Source organism: Bradyrhizobium sp. OAE829, from assembly GCF_040546575.1.
Classification (GTDB): Bacteria; Pseudomonadota; Alphaproteobacteria; order Rhizobiales; family Xanthobacteraceae; genus Bradyrhizobium.
Genome location: NZ_JBEPOE010000001.1, coordinates 1,967,360 through 1,983,356 on the forward strand (window position 1 = coordinate 1,967,360; position 15,997 = coordinate 1,983,356).

Annotated in this window: 14 protein-coding genes; 7 read left to right on the forward strand and 7 right to left on the reverse strand. The window is 60.9% G+C overall.

What is annotated here, in order from left to right; translation table 11 throughout:
• Positions 1–40: 40 nt before the first annotated feature.
• Both ABIE49_RS09525 and ABIE49_RS09530 read right to left on the reverse strand, forming a co-directional pair.
• A complete protein-coding gene (locus ABIE49_RS09525) occupies positions 41–994 on the reverse strand; it encodes an amino acid--[acyl-carrier-protein] ligase (RefSeq protein ID WP_192738750.1) in 954 nt (317 codons plus the stop codon).
• 27 nt (positions 995–1,021) lie between these two features.
• A complete protein-coding gene (locus tag ABIE49_RS09530; protein WP_192738751.1) occupies positions 1,022–2,248 on the reverse strand; it encodes an acyl-CoA dehydrogenase family protein in 1,227 nt (408 codons plus the stop codon).
• A gap of 244 nt (positions 2,249–2,492) precedes the next feature.
• Between ABIE49_RS09530 and ABIE49_RS09535 the strand changes: the two genes are divergently transcribed.
• The 5 genes from ABIE49_RS09535 to ABIE49_RS09555 all read left to right on the forward strand — a co-directional run bounded on the left by ABIE49_RS09535 (position 2,493) and on the right by ABIE49_RS09555 (position 7,124).
• Positions 2,493–2,762, forward strand: a complete 270-nt coding sequence (locus tag ABIE49_RS09535; protein WP_192738752.1) for an acyl carrier protein — start codon at positions 2,493–2,495, stop codon at positions 2,760–2,762.
• Between the two features lie 164 nt (positions 2,763–2,926).
• Positions 2,927–4,744, forward strand: a complete 1,818-nt coding sequence (locus tag ABIE49_RS09540) for a long-chain-acyl-CoA synthetase (RefSeq protein WP_192738808.1) — start codon at positions 2,927–2,929, stop codon at positions 4,742–4,744.
• 41 nt (positions 4,745–4,785) lie between these two features.
• A complete protein-coding gene (locus ABIE49_RS09545; protein WP_192738753.1) occupies positions 4,786–5,031 on the forward strand; it encodes an acyl carrier protein in 246 nt (81 codons plus the stop codon).
• Positions 5,018–6,403 carry an AMP-binding protein gene (locus ABIE49_RS09550; RefSeq protein WP_192738754.1) on the forward strand — a complete coding sequence of 462 codons (1,386 nt, stop codon included), beginning with the start codon at positions 5,018–5,020 and terminating at the stop codon, positions 6,401–6,403. Before ABIE49_RS09545 ends, ABIE49_RS09550 begins: the two co-directional genes overlap by 14 nt.
• Positions 6,396–7,124 (forward strand): SDR family NAD(P)-dependent oxidoreductase, encoded by a 729-nt coding sequence (locus ABIE49_RS09555; protein ID WP_192738755.1) that lies wholly within the window; start codon positions 6,396–6,398, stop codon positions 7,122–7,124. The genes ABIE49_RS09550 and ABIE49_RS09555 overlap by 8 nt, the downstream gene beginning before the upstream one ends.
• A 24-nt stretch (positions 7,125–7,148) precedes the next feature.
• On the opposite strand, the gene ABIE49_RS09560 is transcribed toward ABIE49_RS09555, so the two are convergent.
• From ABIE49_RS09560 to ABIE49_RS09570, 4 genes are all read right to left on the reverse strand, one after another.
• Complete coding sequence (locus ABIE49_RS09560) at positions 7,149–7,496, reverse strand: hypothetical protein (protein WP_192738756.1); 348 nt, start codon at positions 7,494–7,496, stop codon at positions 7,149–7,151.
• A gap of 235 nt (positions 7,497–7,731) precedes the next feature.
• On the reverse strand, positions 7,732–8,571 hold the full coding sequence (locus ABIE49_RS09565; RefSeq protein WP_192738757.1) for a class I SAM-dependent methyltransferase: 840 nt from the start codon (positions 8,569–8,571) through the stop codon (positions 7,732–7,734).
• Between the two features lie 981 nt (positions 8,572–9,552).
• Positions 9,553–9,777 carry a DUF6894 family protein gene (locus ABIE49_RS40030; RefSeq protein WP_502915874.1) on the reverse strand — a complete coding sequence of 75 codons (225 nt, stop codon included), beginning with the start codon at positions 9,775–9,777 and terminating at the stop codon, positions 9,553–9,555.
• Positions 9,778–10,156: 379 nt separating this feature from the next.
• Positions 10,157–10,456 carry a hypothetical protein gene (locus ABIE49_RS09570; protein WP_192738758.1) on the reverse strand — a complete coding sequence of 100 codons (300 nt, stop codon included), beginning with the start codon at positions 10,454–10,456 and terminating at the stop codon, positions 10,157–10,159.
• Positions 10,457–10,669: 213 nt separating this feature from the next.
• On the opposite strand from ABIE49_RS09570, the gene ABIE49_RS09575 reads away from it, so the two are divergent.
• Positions 10,670–11,002 carry an ATP-dependent Clp protease proteolytic subunit gene (locus tag ABIE49_RS09575; RefSeq protein WP_354067437.1) on the forward strand — a complete coding sequence of 111 codons (333 nt, stop codon included), beginning with the start codon at positions 10,670–10,672 and terminating at the stop codon, positions 11,000–11,002.
• A 571-nt stretch (positions 11,003–11,573) separates the two neighbouring features.
• Here the strand turns inward: ABIE49_RS09575 and ABIE49_RS09580 are convergent.
• Positions 11,574–12,974, reverse strand: a complete 1,401-nt coding sequence (locus ABIE49_RS09580) for a hypothetical protein (protein ID WP_192738760.1) — start codon at positions 12,972–12,974, stop codon at positions 11,574–11,576.
• A 254-nt stretch (positions 12,975–13,228) separates the two neighbouring features.
• On the opposite strand from ABIE49_RS09580, the gene ABIE49_RS09585 reads away from it, so the two are divergent.
• On the forward strand, positions 13,229–15,898 hold the full coding sequence (locus ABIE49_RS09585) for an AMP-binding protein (RefSeq protein ID WP_354066711.1): 2,670 nt from the start codon (positions 13,229–13,231) through the stop codon (positions 15,896–15,898).
• Positions 15,899–15,997 lie beyond the last annotated feature (99 nt).

Below are 15,997 nucleotides of genomic sequence, written 5' to 3' on the forward strand. Positions count from 1 at the left end.
GTTCGTTGGTGCATTTCAGTTCCTCGAATGCCGACGTCGGCTACCGGTCGTTCCGCGGGAAGCCGAGCAGATCCCGCACCGCGGTCGGCCACCTTGCGACGGACTTGCCGTGGGTATGGAACATGGCGACGGCGAGACGATCCATTCCGAAGGCCACGCAACCCGTATGGGCCGGCTCACCGTTCGCGTCCGTAATGCCCCAGGTGGTGCCGAAGTGATCGCGGTGATAGTTGAAGCTCATACATGCAGTCGGTTTCTCCTCAGAGCGCAAAGGCACCAGCAACTCGAATTTCAGCGACTGCTGCTTTTGGCTCACCGCCATCATCTGGCCGACCCGGCCGAAGAACGGATCGCTGGCATAGTCGACCCTGAAGGTCAGTCCGAGATCGCGGGCGATCTCCTGAGCGCGCACCATCCAACGCTCGCGGAACGCCGAGACGTGGTCGGGGCTGCCGATGCAGACGTATTCGCGCATCCGGAACGACTGCAGCCGGTCGAGATGGCGCGAGGGCTCGCGACGGAAGCAATCGGCGGCCACGTCGAAACATAAGCCACCCGCCGGCAGGGGGCCCCGGCTCGCCGCGATCGGATAGACCGGATAGCAGGCCGCCGGCGACAGCACGAGATCTGCCGGTGAAAGTGACATGGTCCAGTCGCCGCCGGCATCGAAACGGCTGACCGCCGCGTCGATCTCGCTGTCCGTGCCGTGCAGGCCGCAGACACAGCCGAGCAGGTTCGGAAAGCTCTTCAGATAGCCCGACTTCTCAAGCTGCGCGCGGCTCATGACGGGAGGAAAGCGCATCACCTCGGTGTCCGGTTCGCGGTGCCGCGTGATCAGCGCCGCGAGCCGCTCCACGACGTCTTCATAGAGCGCGGTGCGGGCATAGACACCCGGAGATCCCATCTTGTGGAACAGCACGTCGGCAAGATGGTCCAGCGGATCAGCCTCAGCCTGAGTGGCTTCCGCCGGTGCAGCAAACATGGCTACGTTCATATCAACCCCATTTCCTAGAGAAAAAAATCAATCGCGCAGGGACGCCGGGACGGCGCTCATCAGAGTGGCGCTACCCATGCTGGCAAGGATGCGATCGTTGTTGATCATGATCGGAGCCGACAGCACGTCGCGGAGATGGCGGCCGACACTGACATCGGTGTCGTTGCGATAGCCGGACAGGCCGCACGCGCGCATCGCATGCATGACGACCGTGACCGCGAGTTCGGAGGCCTCCACCTTGAGAAGGTTGATCGAGGACTGGAAGTCGAGGGACGAAAGCGCGCGCTCGTCTTGTTCGCGGGCCGCAAAGGAATCGAGGTTCGCGGCGATGAGGGCGCGCAGTTTCGTCAGAGTCATCTTGGCGGACGTAAAATGCGGTGCGCCGGGAGGAAGGTTGCCGCCGGCCCCGCGGGCGGCCTTGCGGATGAAGAGCTGCGCCCGGTCCACTGCCGCAGCCGCGATTCCCGCCCAGACCGACGACCAGCATAGGTGCGCGACGGGCGTCATGGTCTGCGCATGGACCTTTTCGTATGCCACCGGGAATATCTGTTCCGCCGAGCCCTTGAAGCTCAGCTTGAAGCCGGCGCTGCAGGTGCCACGCATGCCGAGCGTCTCCCATGCGAGAGTTTGCTCCAGCGTGTAGTCGTCACGTGTGATGGCCAACAGTACCTGATCGGATCCGGTGGCGTCGTCGGAGCGGCGGGCGATGGTTACGATGCCGTCCGCCTCGGCGCCGTAGGAAATCACCGTCGCGTCGCGCACCAGCGATATCTCGGCGCCCTCGTGCTCCACCGCGGCCGAGCTGAAGCGAATGTTTCCGCCGTTCTGGCCTTCCGTGGTCGAAGACGCCAGGAGCATTTGTTCCGCCGCTACGCGACGCATCAGCCTTTCGTGCCAGCTGCTGCCCGCGCCGTGACGGACCAGACAGGCGATCTTGGTCTGATGCATCGCGAAGATCATCCCGGCCGAAGCGCAGGCGCGTCCGAGCGCGTAGCACATGTCGGCCACCTCGGAAATCGACGCACCGTCGCCGCCGAACTCGACCGGGATCTGGGCGCCTAGAAGTCTTTCCGCGCGCGCAGCGTCAATCGCCTTCTGCGGGAAGCGCGCTTCGCGGTCGACCGCTACGGCCTCCGACGCCGCGGCCTCCGCGACGGCGGCAGCCCGCTGCTGGAACGAAGCGCGATCGGGAGAGAATGGCACTCGACTGGCTTCCCGAGCGAGACTGCGGAACTGGACTTCCTGCACATTCATGGCCCAACAGCTCCCATTTAGATGGTTTGATGGTCGAAGACCCGACGGGTCGAGACGAATTCCGCGAGTGCGACGGCGGCAATCTAACCGACCGCAGTTGCGGTGTCGGCGGCGCAAAGGTGGATGTTGCCGAGAACGTGCTCCCAAGCGGGGTACCCCCGAAGTGGAGCTACTGACCTGAGCTTCAGTCAGGTATCGTGACGTCGATCAAGATCTGCCCCGTCACGCGATGAGTGGAGCTGAAATGCAAGACTTTGCCGCCAACGTCCAAGAGCGTGTTCTTTCCGTCGTCAGGAACGTCCTTGCGCAGAACGCTATCATTGCGGATGTCCACCCGGAGTCCCGGCTGGTGGATATCGGACTGGACTCGATGGATATGGTTGCGCTGATGCTCAAGGTCGAAGCCGAGTTCGATCTCACCCTTCCACAGCCCGAGATCACGCCCGAGAACTTCCAATCGGTGAAGACGCTGGAGGTTATGATCCTCAACCAACTCGGACCCGCGACGGGATAAGGGAGTTGGACAGAGATGCGTCTTGTGCGATCGAGCGAAACCTCATCGACAGTGATCGCAAGATCGCGCGCGATCCGGTGCGCCTCGTCGCTCCTTCCGCCGCAGCTCTGCCGCCTCGCGACCTGGTCGGCGCGAGCAACGATCGAAATCATCTGGGTCAGATCATGAAAGCAGGCGCACTTCAGCGGGCGACTGAAAGCGGTGAGCCGCGACCCAGACCGTCTGCCACGAAAGCCTGGCTGAAGGCCATCGAACTGACCTCGCGGATCGACGCCGAGCCGCAACGGCTGTTCGCCGACGTCGTGGAAGAATGGGCGAAACGGCAACCCGAACGCCTTGCACTGCTCTCGGACCGCCAATCCTTCACCTACGGGGAGCTCAGCGCCCGGATCAGCCAATATGCGCGTTGGGCGCGCAGCCTGGGCGTCCGCGCCGGCGATACCGTCTGTCTGCTGATGCCGAACCGGCCGGAGTACGTTGCCTGCTGGCTCGGAATCAGCAGCGTCGGCGGTACGGTGGCGCTAATCAACACCCGGCTGGTAGGCCGGTCCCTTGCCCATTGCATCGACGTCGCGCGTGCCGACCACATCGTTCTTGCCGCCGATTGCATGAATGCGTTCGAAGCCGCACGTCCTCATCTGGATCGCGTGCCCCAGATCTGGAGACTGGGTCCTGGCAGCACTGGCGCCGATCTGGATGCGGCGCTCGCCGGCACGGATCCACGCCCGCTGTCCTCCGTCGAGCGCGGCGACGTCACGATCAATGAACGCGCCCTGCTGATCTACACCTCGGGCACCACGGGAATGCCAAAGGCGGTAAACGTCAGTCATCGCCGCATCCTCAGCTGGGGAGGATGGTTTGCCGGGCTGACAGACGCTTCCATCCACGACCGCCTTTACGATTGCCTGCCGCTCAATCATTCGGTGGGCGGTGTCGTCGCACCTTGCAGCATGCTTCGCGCCGGCGGTTCGGTCGTGATCGCCGAGAAGTTCTCAGCGGAAGACTTCTGGGACGACATCATGTACTTCGACTGCACCGTCTTCCAGTATATCGGTGAACTCTGCCGCTACCTACTGAACGCACCGGCGTCGGGGCTGGAGGTCGGACACGGGCTGCGGCTGGCCGTCGGCAACGGATTGCGCGGCGACATCTGGGAGGCGTTCGCGAAGCGGTTCGCGATTCCGCAGGTCCTGGAGTTCTACGCCGCGACGGAAGGTAATTTTTCGCTGTTCAACTTCGAGGGAAAACCCGGCGCGATCGGCCGTATCCCGCCGCTGCTGGCGCATCGCTTTCCCGCCTCGATCGTGAAGGTCGATGCCGACAGCGGCAGCCCGGTCCGCGGCGACGACGGGCTCTGCATCGCCTGCGCCCACGGCGAGGTCGGCGAGGCAATCGGGCGCATCGGCACCGCAGATCGGGGTGGCGGACCTTTCGAAGGCTATACGGAGCCGGCAGAGACCGAGAAGAAAATTCTCCGCAACGTGTTTGCCGAAGGCGATGCCTGGTTCCGGACTGGCGATCTGATGCATCGGGACCAGCAGGGCTACTTCTATTTCGTCGACCGGGTCGGCGACACCTTCCGTTGGAAGGGCGAGAACGTCGCGACCAGCGAGGTGAACGACGCGATCAGGGACTGCCCCGGCGTTGTTGACGCCTCAACCTACGGGGCTGCCGTCCCCGGCGCCGACGGCCGCGCCGGCATGGCGGCCTTGGTCGTGGACCAGCATTTCGATCTTGCGATCTTCGCGGAACACCTGTCGCATCGGCTCCCGGTCTATGCCATTCCGGTCTTCGTCAGGTTCTGCGCGGAACTCGACGCCACCGAGACCTTCAAGATGAACAAGCAGCGGTTGATCCGCGAGGGATTCGATCCTTCCGTCGTGAGCGACCGGCTGTTCCTGCGCGATCCGGCGACCCGCGCCTATCGTTCGATCGACCAAGCCGTCTACACGCGCGTCGTGGAGGGCGGAATCAGGCTCTAGCATCGGCTCGAAGAGCCGCTTTTTGAAAAGGTGAGGTGTTCATGTCGGTAAAGTTGAGGATTTTTTCGGCGATGCAGCAGATCGCTGAAGAGCAAAAGGTCACCCTTCCGCCGCTCCGGGACGATCTGGCGCTGCAGGACACCGGGTTCGATTCTCTGGCGTTCGCGATCCTGGTCGCGCGGCTGGAAGACGATCTCGGCTTCGATCCGTTCACCATCGCGGAGGACGCCGCCTTCCCGTCGACCGTCGGCGAGTTCATCAGAGCATACGAGAATGTCCCAGCCTGACGTCTTAGCGCTTCGCGAATATCTCGGTCCGGAGCTGAAGGGCCGCACGATTTCCGATGCCCGGCACGTCATATCGCTGACCGACATTCTCGGGTACAGCTGTCTGATCGGCAGATATCACGAGCTGTCCGGCCGCTCGGTGCTGCTTGCGACGTCGGGACAGCTGCAGTCTGCGCTCGCGATGATCGAGCTCGACGGCGTCGCTCGCCGCATGCTTCTGTGCCCGCCCGACCTCGATCCGGATCACATCGAGGGCCTGCTTGCGGATGCCGAGATCGACGCCATCGTAACCGACAGGCCGCTGCACCGATGCGGTGATGGCGCGTATCTGGTCGTCGGCGCCGGTCTGCCTGAACGGCCGGGTGCGGGATGGAAGACCGAACGCGCGACCGAGTGGCTGATGCTGACCTCGGGCACATCCGGGCCGCCCAAGATCGTCGGCCATACGCTCGACGGGCTGGCCGGCGCGATCATCGCCGACGGTGCTGCGCGCTACCAGAACGCTACCTGGGCGACGTTCTACGACATCCGTCGCTACGGCGGCCTGCAGATCTTCCTGCGCGCGGTGATCGGCGGCGGATCGATGGTGCTGTCGGAACCCAAGGAAGCCACCGTCGATCACGTGGCACGGCTGCGCGCGGGCGGCGTCACCCACATTTCCGGGACACCGTCGCACTGGCGCAAGCTGCTGATGAGCAGCGCGGTCGCGGACTTCTCGCCACGCTATGTCCGCCTGTCCGGCGAAATCGCCGACCAGGCGGTGCTCGACGGCCTCGCTCGGGCGTTTCCGCATGCGTCGATCGGCCATGCCTATGCTTCGACCGAGGCCGGCGTTGGTTTCGCGGTCAACGACGGGCGCGAGGGTTTTCCCGCCGACCTGATCGGGCAGAACCGCGACGGCGTCGAGATGAAGGTCGTCGACGGCTCGCTTCGGATCCGCTCTCACCGCACGGCGCGCTCCTATGTCGGCACCGGCGCGCCGCAGCTCACCGACGCCGAGGGCTTCGTCGACACCGGTGACTTGGTCGAACTGCGCGACGAGCGCTACTACTTTGTCGGCCGGCGCACCGGCATCATCAACATCGGCGGGCTGAAGGTCCATCCCGAGGAGGTCGAGACCGTGATCAATCGGCACGAGTCCGTGCGAATGTCGCGTGCGCGGTCGCGCAGAAGCCCGATCACTGGCGCCATCGTGGTCGCCGACATCGTCCTCGCCGATGGCACGGACGCTGGTCGCCACGAGACTATCCGTACGGAGATTCTCAGCCAGTGCAACGACGCGCTGGCAGCATACAAGGTGCCTGCGGTGATCCGCTTCGTCGAGCGGCTGGACCTGACGGCGGCCGGCAAACTGACGCGCGCCGATGCATAACGTCCTCGTCACTGGCGGCAGTCGCGGCATCGGGCTTGCGATTGCACGCAGGCTTGCCGCATCCGGCGACTACAATGTGGTCGCGGTCGCGCGCCGCGAGAGCGAGGAGCTGGGACAGGCCATCCGCGAGGTGGGAGCGGACCGCCTGCACTTCAGGGCGTTCGATCTCGGCCAGACCGACAAGATTCCCACCTTCGTGAAGGAGCTGCGCGACGCCTTCGGCGCGATCTACGGTCTCGTCAACAATGCCGGGATCAGCAGCGAAGGGCTGCTGGCCAACACACGCAATTCCGAGATCGAGGCGTTGATCCGTCTGAACGTGCTGTCGCCGATCGTTCTGACCAAGTATGTGGTGCGCCATATGATGGCCGACGGCGCCGGGCGCATCGTCAACATCTCCTCCATCATCGCCTCGACCGGCTACAACGGCTTGGCCGTCTACGGCGCGTCCAAGGCAGCGGCCGGCGGATTTACCCGTTCGCTGGCCCGCGAGGTCGGCAAGCTCGGCATCACCGTGAACGCGATCGCGCCCGGCTTTGTCGACACCGAATTGACCAAATCCCTGGACGACGACGGCCGCCGGCGGATCGCCGGCCGCAGTGCGTTGCGCCGCCTGCCCGAGGCGGACGACATCGCTTCCATGGTCCAGTATCTCCTGGGCGGAGGCGGCCGGAACATCACCGGCACTGTCCTGACGGTCGACGCCGGCAACACTGCCTAAGTGTAGCCGGCCCCTCGCCTCGGCCTACCCTGGCATGCCGGGGAAGCAGCGGCTGAAAACGTCCCGAACGGCGATCAGACTGCCAAGCTGCCCCTCCAGCTCCTGCACGCGCTTTTCGCCGGCTATCATCTGCGACTCGTATTCCTTGATCATGGATGCGTCCCTGGCATCCCGGGTCAGGTATTCTTCGTAGTCCGTGCCCACCGCAAAGGAAGCCAGATCGCGGGCCGCATCTACTCGCCCACGCAACGCGTCCCTCTCCTTCTGAACTGACGCAACCGCGGCGCTGATCGCGGCCGAAATCGAACCGAACCGTTCGCTGTCGGTCTGGGCATCGCGCTCAGCGGAACGAACCTTGAAACCTCGAATCATAGCCGGTCTCCTTGTCCCACCAGCTTCGTCGCATCATCGACCCTTTTCGCCGGGCGCCAGAAGATAGCGGCACAGTCAACACAGCCTGCTGCGGTGACGTACGGGAGGCAGGTGATGGCTGCGTGCTGAAGGCCGCAACCCACTGGCGCAAGGCCCACGATCTTGGTGCCAAACTTCGACTACGACGCGAATTACGACAAATTCCGCAGCAATCCGCCGCTCTTGTGATCTCATCTCATAGCGTCGGTCGCTTCCACTCTCGTAAACCAGACGCCGGTGGTTTGCGCACGAGGATTTCGACCGTCTGAAAGAGCGTAACCGCCAGGCCCACAACCCGTTTGAGCGATGAAGGCAGAACGGAGAGACGGCGCAACGCCGGATGCTCGGCGGCCACCGGCGTGACCACGAGCCCCACCTTGGCAAAACTGTGCCGCACTTCGCGCATCGGGCGATAGAACGTCTCATTGAGAACGAAATCGTAATACTCCTGAGCCTTTCTTCCGAAGGATGCCGCCGCAAGCCGGTCCCACTTGGGTTCGATTCCACAGGCGAGGCAAGCTGCGATCGCCCACTTGCGGGTCGGGTTCTTGGGCAGCCAATGGACGAATGGCATGAACAGATGCGGCTCGATCGGGCGCAGTTTGCCGGGATAAACGTGAAAGCCGCATCCGCCCGGAACAGTCACCCGGGCAATCTCGCGCGTCACCGCGTCAAGGTCAGCGACGTGCTCAAGCACGTAGTGTGTGAAGACGAAGTGGAAGAAGTTCGGCGGCAGATCGGTCTCGCCGTTCGCTCGAAGGGTCGTGATCACGCGGCTGTAATCGTGTCCGTGGGCTTTGAGCAGATCCTCGCCCCGGTCGGCGGCTTCACGGCGGATTTCTGCGCCGAAGGCGTTGTAGCCAGCATCGCGCAACCAGCACACATATTCCCCTCGTCCGCTGCCCCAATCGAGGACGTTCATCTCATCCCGTTTGACGCCAAGCCGCTCACGGGTCGCCTCGAGATACCGCACCACCTCGGCGTTCGGCCGAAAGGCCGCGAACTCGGCTTCGCTCAGTCGATTGGAGTAACTCAACTGGATTTCCTCGGCAAAGCGGCATCAATGTTTTCGAAGAAGGGGGATTCCCGCTTGCGGATGCCAAGCATCATTTTAGCAAAGATTGGGAGCGGTCAGCCGACATTTCCGGATTACCCCGTTAGAGCAATCGCCGATTTTTGGTAACGGAACGGGCAGGCGGCAGCGGATTGAGCTTGCGATCTAACGACCTCGATTCCGTAGGCCAACCTTACACTGAGGATAATTTTCGGCACCGGTTACGGCCATCGACACGACACCAGCTTCTCTCAACGGCCTCCGCGAGCTTGAAGATCATGGCCAACGCGGTCTTGTTCGAGAGACATCGCGAACGCGCTTTCATCCAACGACCGCGGCTCCTTGGAGATGTCGGTCCCAGCTCCGCGATGCCCATCTTGCGAATCGACCGCTGAACGCCTGCTGAACGGCAGCAGGGAGGGGAATTTGTTAGAATGAGCAGGTGACGACTTGTCAGGAATGACAAGCGATCAACCGGCTAACCTATTGAAGACATTGGTGGGCGCACCAGGGCTCGAACCTGGGACCCGATGATTAAGAGTCCCGATGATCACCTGATCTATCAACGGCATGCGCGCAAACCGGATCAATTGGTGCCATTGATTTCGATTCGGATTTGGTTGGGCTGCAAACTAAAATGCCTAGCTTTGCCCCCGTAACGATGGCGCTCACAGGTCTCTGTTAAGCTTCCGCTTTCCCCAATGTTGGTCGATTGACCTGCCGAACCTCGTGGCGTTGTCTTCAGCGTCGCCATACGCGCCAAATGATACGAACGCCTTGCCATCCACTTCGGAAAACTCGCCGGCCAGATTGAAAAGGCGATCGCGGAGCGGCCAGAGTGAGGCCTCAGTAGACGGGCCTCCTCACTGCAACACAACCTCAACGACCGCGTTTGGCGGAGCGCGGTCGCCCGGCCGAAGAACCTCCAGGTCCCACGAATCGTTTGGTCTCCATTCAGCCGGCTTATCGGAACTCCAGCTTGGCATGCATTACCTCGCCTAGCCCGTCTCTGACCCAAATTGTGATCTCCCATACCGTCTGCCCAGTGCGCATCAGATCGCGCCCTAAGTTGCAAATTGCCAAGCCAGCTTTCACACGAGCGGCATCGAGGTCGGCAGATCGCTCGCCTTCCTCATCAACGGACCGTGGCGCGTCCCCTATTTGAATGCCGAAATAATATAGACCCATGTGAGCCAAGACCCCGACCTAGGAGTTCGTTCCGGCGCTTGCCTCCCGCTTGGAACAGCGCCCTGGTCTAGAATTAACCCCACGTCATACGCCGTGAACGTTACGATGCGTGGAAATAGGAACAGGCCTTGGACGGAGGAAGATGATGCTGATTGCGTGTATTACGAGACGGCGGCAGATCTTCTCTTTCGATAGAGGTGGCCATGAGACGCTCGGCCTCTGCGATTAGAGGTCGTCTGTGCATTGTCCGGGCCAGGGAGAGATCCACCCCAAAGTCGCTGAAGGCCGATGCGTAGCGCCGCGTTCGAGCTTGCTAGGGCCGCAATCAGAACAGAAACTGTACGTGAATTACCGTAGGTATGTCCCAAATCCGCCGTGCTTAGTGCCGGAGTAAAATTACGCAGATCCCGTTCGGGTGACCGAAGTCTCCGACCGGGAACGTCGTTCCAACTGCGTGCACGGTTCCAATCCGTGCAGAGCCATTTGTGCTGCAAATCACATGCGCCACCCTGATCCCCGCGTATTTCCCCGATTGCTGGCTGGCGGAAATGGTTTCGCCCCAGTGACAGGGGATCTTCAAAATGATTACTCTCAAAATCACCGCTATTTTGGCCATCTGTGCAGGAATATTGATCGCGCTGGCATCGAGCGAATTCGGCCCCGAACTTGTTCTCGCCATTGTCAGCCTCGTATAAGGCTCCGTTTTCGCGGGAACGATGGCTGAGATGTTTCGCCAGGATGCTTTAGAGGCCGAATTCGAGCAGGGATATTGATCTGATGGTGCTGGAATTACAGCTTAAAGGTCCGATCGGCGAGGGTAAGGCAATTTCGCTCGGCCTCATCCGCGTAAAATGGAAGCCGCGGCGGGATCCTACAACGCTATCTATTCACGATTTATTCTGTGGGCGGAGACTTCGAGGAGTCGTTGGCTATTTTTACCATGCTGCGCGCTCAACCATTTCCAGTTGCGGCGACGGCAATTCGCCGATGCAATTCGGGAGCTTTGCGTATTTTCATGGCGGCCGGACTGAGGAAGGCGAAACCCGAGACCGAATTTCTGATACATCCGTCGAGCCGCAGTCGCGAGCAGCTTCCCGAACGCGTCACAATGGAGGTGCTGCAAAGACAGGCGGATGAGCTCGCGAAGATAGATGAGACGGTGGTCGATCTGTTTCTTGATCGAACCGGATACGATCGGCAGTTTTTTGAGAGGGAGAAGCATTGAGTGCCGCCGAGGCCATCGAAAGCGGAGTCCTTCACGAAATGGAAGGTTCCACACCACGTTGTGATCCGGCCTGGCCAGAAACGAAGCGGCGCATGGAAAAGGAAGCCGGTTGGATATTCCGGCATGGACAAAAACTCCAGCCTACATGGAAGCCTGCAGGTGCGCAGCGTACTTTGAGAATATGAAAGCTGAGAAAATGGCCGTTGGCACAACTAGCGCGCCTTTTCGTCCTGCAGTCGTTCCGTAGTACGAGGCCGCTAAGTAGCGAAGTTGAATAGTCGAAATACTATCAACAAGCACTCGACGTTTGAGCGGAAGCGGTCTCTTGCGTTTTTTGTTCCATGTACTTGAGCTTTTTAAAAGGTCGATTCTAATAGCTATTGATCATCGCGAGATCAATTCCAGGAACGTCCGGTGTACATTGGCAGCCGCCAGAGATTCATCTGCATTGACTCTATCAACTCTCAGGTCCTTTTTTTCAAGCGTATAGAAGTCATGGGGACTCGCCTCGAACGAAGGGTCGGTAATGGTTTCAGAGACGGACAGCAGTCGCGATGAATTGATCCGCCGGTTATATCTTCTGTACCGTTCCCATTTTGAAGGCTTGAGAGCTCTTTAACCATAACGATCTGCTTAGCGAATAAAGACACTCCGCGTAAAGCAAAGCGCCTGCTCCATAGACACACACATAGGCGACGATGAACGTGTCGATGCTCCAATGAAACAGAAGCATTAGAGCGCTGATCAGTGCCATCCCCGCAAGCGTGATGCTGGCGCGACGGGCGAGCGCCTCAAATTTTCCCGCGCCGACCAGCACAAATGCGCACGTTGTTTGTATCAGCATGAACACGAGCATTGCACAAAGTGCCGTTCGCATAGTCGGTGATACGATTCCGCTATGGTTCAAAATAGTACCAAATATCCTTTCGCCGAACATGGAGACCGCGACAATGCCCAGCGTCATCGGCAACAAGCCCAGCAAGAATCCGGCTGCAGTTGCTCTACCCAATCCGAACGCATTTTCGTTATGTATCGCGCGCGTTTGATGAGGCAGGACCGTCTCTGCGCCAATCAGGTAGGTCATCATCGCGAAGCGCGACACTTTATAGAACATATCGAACGCGACAATTGCCAATCCATCCCCTGTGGCAGACAGCAAGTAGTACGGAAAAATGCTGATCACAAACCTAGCCGATGACAACACGACTGCCGCGCGCGCCTTCCGAAATTTGCGCCTCAGAAAAAGCAAACCCTCGAGAAACACTCCACTCTGCAATGCAAAGCCGTGCGGACGGGCGAGCCAGACCAGAGCCGCGATCGACGTTACCCATATCAACAAGCTCAGCGTGCCATATGCGACAAGCGAAAGCCCAAAAAGCATCGCGATCGTCACCGCCAGGATCGCAACACGTCTAGCCAGTTCAACGCTCTCAGTCCAAACAAAGCCATCCCTGGCGTTGATGGCCATGCGAAGGGGCATATGCGGCAAAGGACAGACAGCTCCGGCGAAAATCAGGAAGTATGCGATGCTATGATGTGTGACAGGAACAATGCCGGCAAAGAATGCCACACCCAGAGTTGCGACGACGATGGCAGCGATCGCGCTGTAGATCGTCACGATCGCTAGCACCAGGTCGTGGTCGTCCTGGTTCGCCTTACGTTTGCGGGCCTCACTAAGGTAGTGAGACCGCAGTTCAGAAAATGTCAGAACGGCAATTCCGAGATCGCACTGCACCACAAGAGCAGCGACCGCCAACAAGCCTGCAATAAATGCATACGACTCGAGGCCAACTGTCCGAATCAGCACATACGCCAGGACAAAATTCGATACCGCCGTTAGCGCGGCATTGAGCCCCTTCATTACGAGAAGAGCTAGCCAGCTATGCGTGCCGCGGCCCAGGCCCGCCAGTATTGCGCTTCTCAGGCCACGTTTGCGAATTGCTGGTGGTGAGTAAAACCGGAACAGTGACATAGCAATTATCCGCGCCAGAGCCTGGCCGGCCGCACGTCAGGCCCTGCGCCATACAGAGCTCTATCGCGAGCCCGATACCCTGCCAACGGATACAAAGCTCCATAAGTACAATTCACCTAACCATCCGAGGTACTCACCATTGCCAGTTGTCCAGTCCGTGGGGAGCTGGGTGTAATCTTTGCCACTGGCGATTGCAGTGGCTTGGTGTTGCGGCGGCACACGGCGCTCACATTTTGTGGTCACGGGAGGCGTGTGTGACGCATTTGCTCCTGGGGGACGCGAACTCGGCTCGCGTGATCTGGCCCGAGGGAACCTCGTCCGTCCGCGACGGCGCAGAGCCCGAGGTTCAAGGCACGCTCGGCCAGGTCATCGGTCAGACTGCCAGCCGGTTCCCGGACCAGCCTGCGATTGTCTCCACCAATTTTGCGCCGCTGACGTACCGCGACCTTCAGCGCCAGCTGGACGGTATCCGCCGGCAGCTTCGTCTGGCCGGGTTCGATTGCAACGCCCGGATCGGGGTACTCATGCCGAACGGCGCGGAGGCGGCTCTCGCCATCGTGGCCGTGGCCTGCTGCAGCATCGCGGTTCCTCTCGATCCGCGATTGTCCGAGGCGGAATTCGATCAACGCCTCGACATGCTACGCCTGAACGCTCTTCTCGTGCCGCAAGGCCGAGCCTTAGAAACGCGTCAGGCCGCTGAGCGGAGAAGGATTGCCGTGATCGAAGCCGCTCCGATCGGACACGGCCAGCTTGGACTAAATATCGCCGCGCAGGCCTCCGACTCCCCTGCGATCGACGCTGAGCCCGATCCGGGCTCGCCTGCCTTCATCCTGCAGACGTCGGGCACCACCGCGCAGCCAAAGCTCATTCCGTTCAGCCATAGCAATATGCTGGCGGCGGCCGCACGGCTTCAGGCCTGGTTCGGCCTTACGCCTGAGGACCGCTGCCTGAGCGTGTCGTCCCCTCATTACTCCCATGGGCTCAAAGTAACGGTCTTCACACCACTGCTGACGGGCGGCAGCATTGCTGTGCCGGCGAACTTTGCCGTCGTGGCGCTCGATGAATGGCTCGATGTGCTGCGGCCGACCTGGTACTCGGCGGGTCCCACGCTCCACACTGCCGTGCTCGACAAGGCAAAAAGCCTTGAGGATGCGCAGGCGGCGCACACTCTGCGGTTCGTTGTATCGGGCGGCGCGCCACTCCCGAAGGGGGTGCAGAGCGACCTGCAGTGCATTTTGGGCGTGCCGGTGCTGGAACATTATGGCTCCAGCGAAGCGGCGCAAATCGCCACCAACCTGCCGCCGCCTGGTCCAAACAGGCCAGGGACTTGCGGGCAACCCTGGCCTGATACCGTGGCCATTGTTGGTGAGGATGGACATCCCTTACCAGCCGGTGAGCGGGGCGAGGTCTGGGTTCGTGGCCCCACCGTGATATCTGGCTATTTCGATGCGCCGGAACTCAATCAAGCTGCTTTCAAAGAGGGTTGGTTTCGCACGGGCGATATCGGCAGCCTAGACCAAGAGGGCTTCCTGTCGCTGCACGGGCGCCTGAGCGAACTGATCAACCGCGGCGGTGAGAAGATCGCCCCTGCTGAGGTCGAATCCGCCCTACTGCGCCATCCCGCCATAGCCGAGGCCGCTGCTTTCGCAATCCCCCATCCACGCCTTGGCGATGACGTCGCGGCCGCCATCGTTCCCCATCCTGGTGCGCAGGCGACACCTTCGGAGCTTCGCCAGTTCCTGCAACGCGCGTTGGCCTCGTTCAAGATCCCGCGGCGCATTCTGATCCTCGACCAACTGCCAAAGGGGGCGACGGGAAAGGTTCAGCGGCGACGGCTGCGCGAGTCGTTCGACGGGCTGTTGGGCGATCAGGGCGCGATGCCCGTGCCTGCCGTGAACAAAGGGCCATTGGATCTGGAAGCTGAACTGCTGACCCTGTGGCGGAGGCTGCTGAAGTCCCAGGCTGTGACGGTCGACGATGATTTTTTCGCCAGCGGTGGTGACTCCCTTCTGGCGATGGAAATGCTCATCGAACTCGAGCGGCTCATCGGCCATCGCGTACCGGGAACGATTCTGTACGGGGCAGAAACGATCCGCCAACTTGCCCCAAAAATCGCCATGCAGACAGGCACACCGGCGACGCCGTCCTTCCGGTTCGGTGCCGGCGGCGATCGGCCTCCACTTTTCTTTTTCAACGGGAACTTCGTCAGCGGCCACGCGGGTATGCGGCGGATGGTCGAGCTTTTCGGGCCCGATTGTCACATACTCTCCATCGATCCCCACGGCCTTCGGGGGGAGTCGATTCCGCCGTCGATCGAGAAGATGGCCGCCGACCGCCTGCCACTTATTCTAGAAACGCAGAGCAGCGGTCCTTTCCTTCTGGGTGGCAAATGCAACGGCGCCATGGTGGCGTTTGAAACAGCCCGACTGCTGATGGCCGCCGGCCACAAGGTTGATATGGTTGCGATGGTCGACCCGCCGACCATCAGTGCCCGTCCGGTGCCGCGGACAATCATCGCACTGATGAAGCCGATAGTCTCGCCTTACTGTCTGCGCTGGACCTATGAACAAATGGCGCGGCTGGAGCGGTTCTTCAAGGCGCCAACGAGCAAGCCGATTACGATAGCCAGGCTGTATAGCACTTTTTCCATTCCCAATAACGAGATTCCGCCGGTGTTATGGGACGCTTATTCATTCGCAATGTCGCAATATCTTCCGGCACCGCTCGAGATCCCTGTGACTTTTTACGCGGCCGACCACGACGGGCGGGCATGGCGGCATGTCTGTGCTCAACTCGACGTGATCGAGTTACCGGGGGGACATAGTGACTGCCTGACCATTGGCGCTGAACTGCTGGTCGATCATCTGCGGCCAAGAATTGACGGTCTCGTTGGCGGCGCGCCTTCTGAGGCCGCCAACCCTTAGAGGTTCTCCCGGAATGGGCCTTACTCTACCGGTAGAAAACCTCTACTGGGTTGGCGGACTTAGTGCCGTGGTGGTCTCCGCGCCGGGACCGTTAGCCCA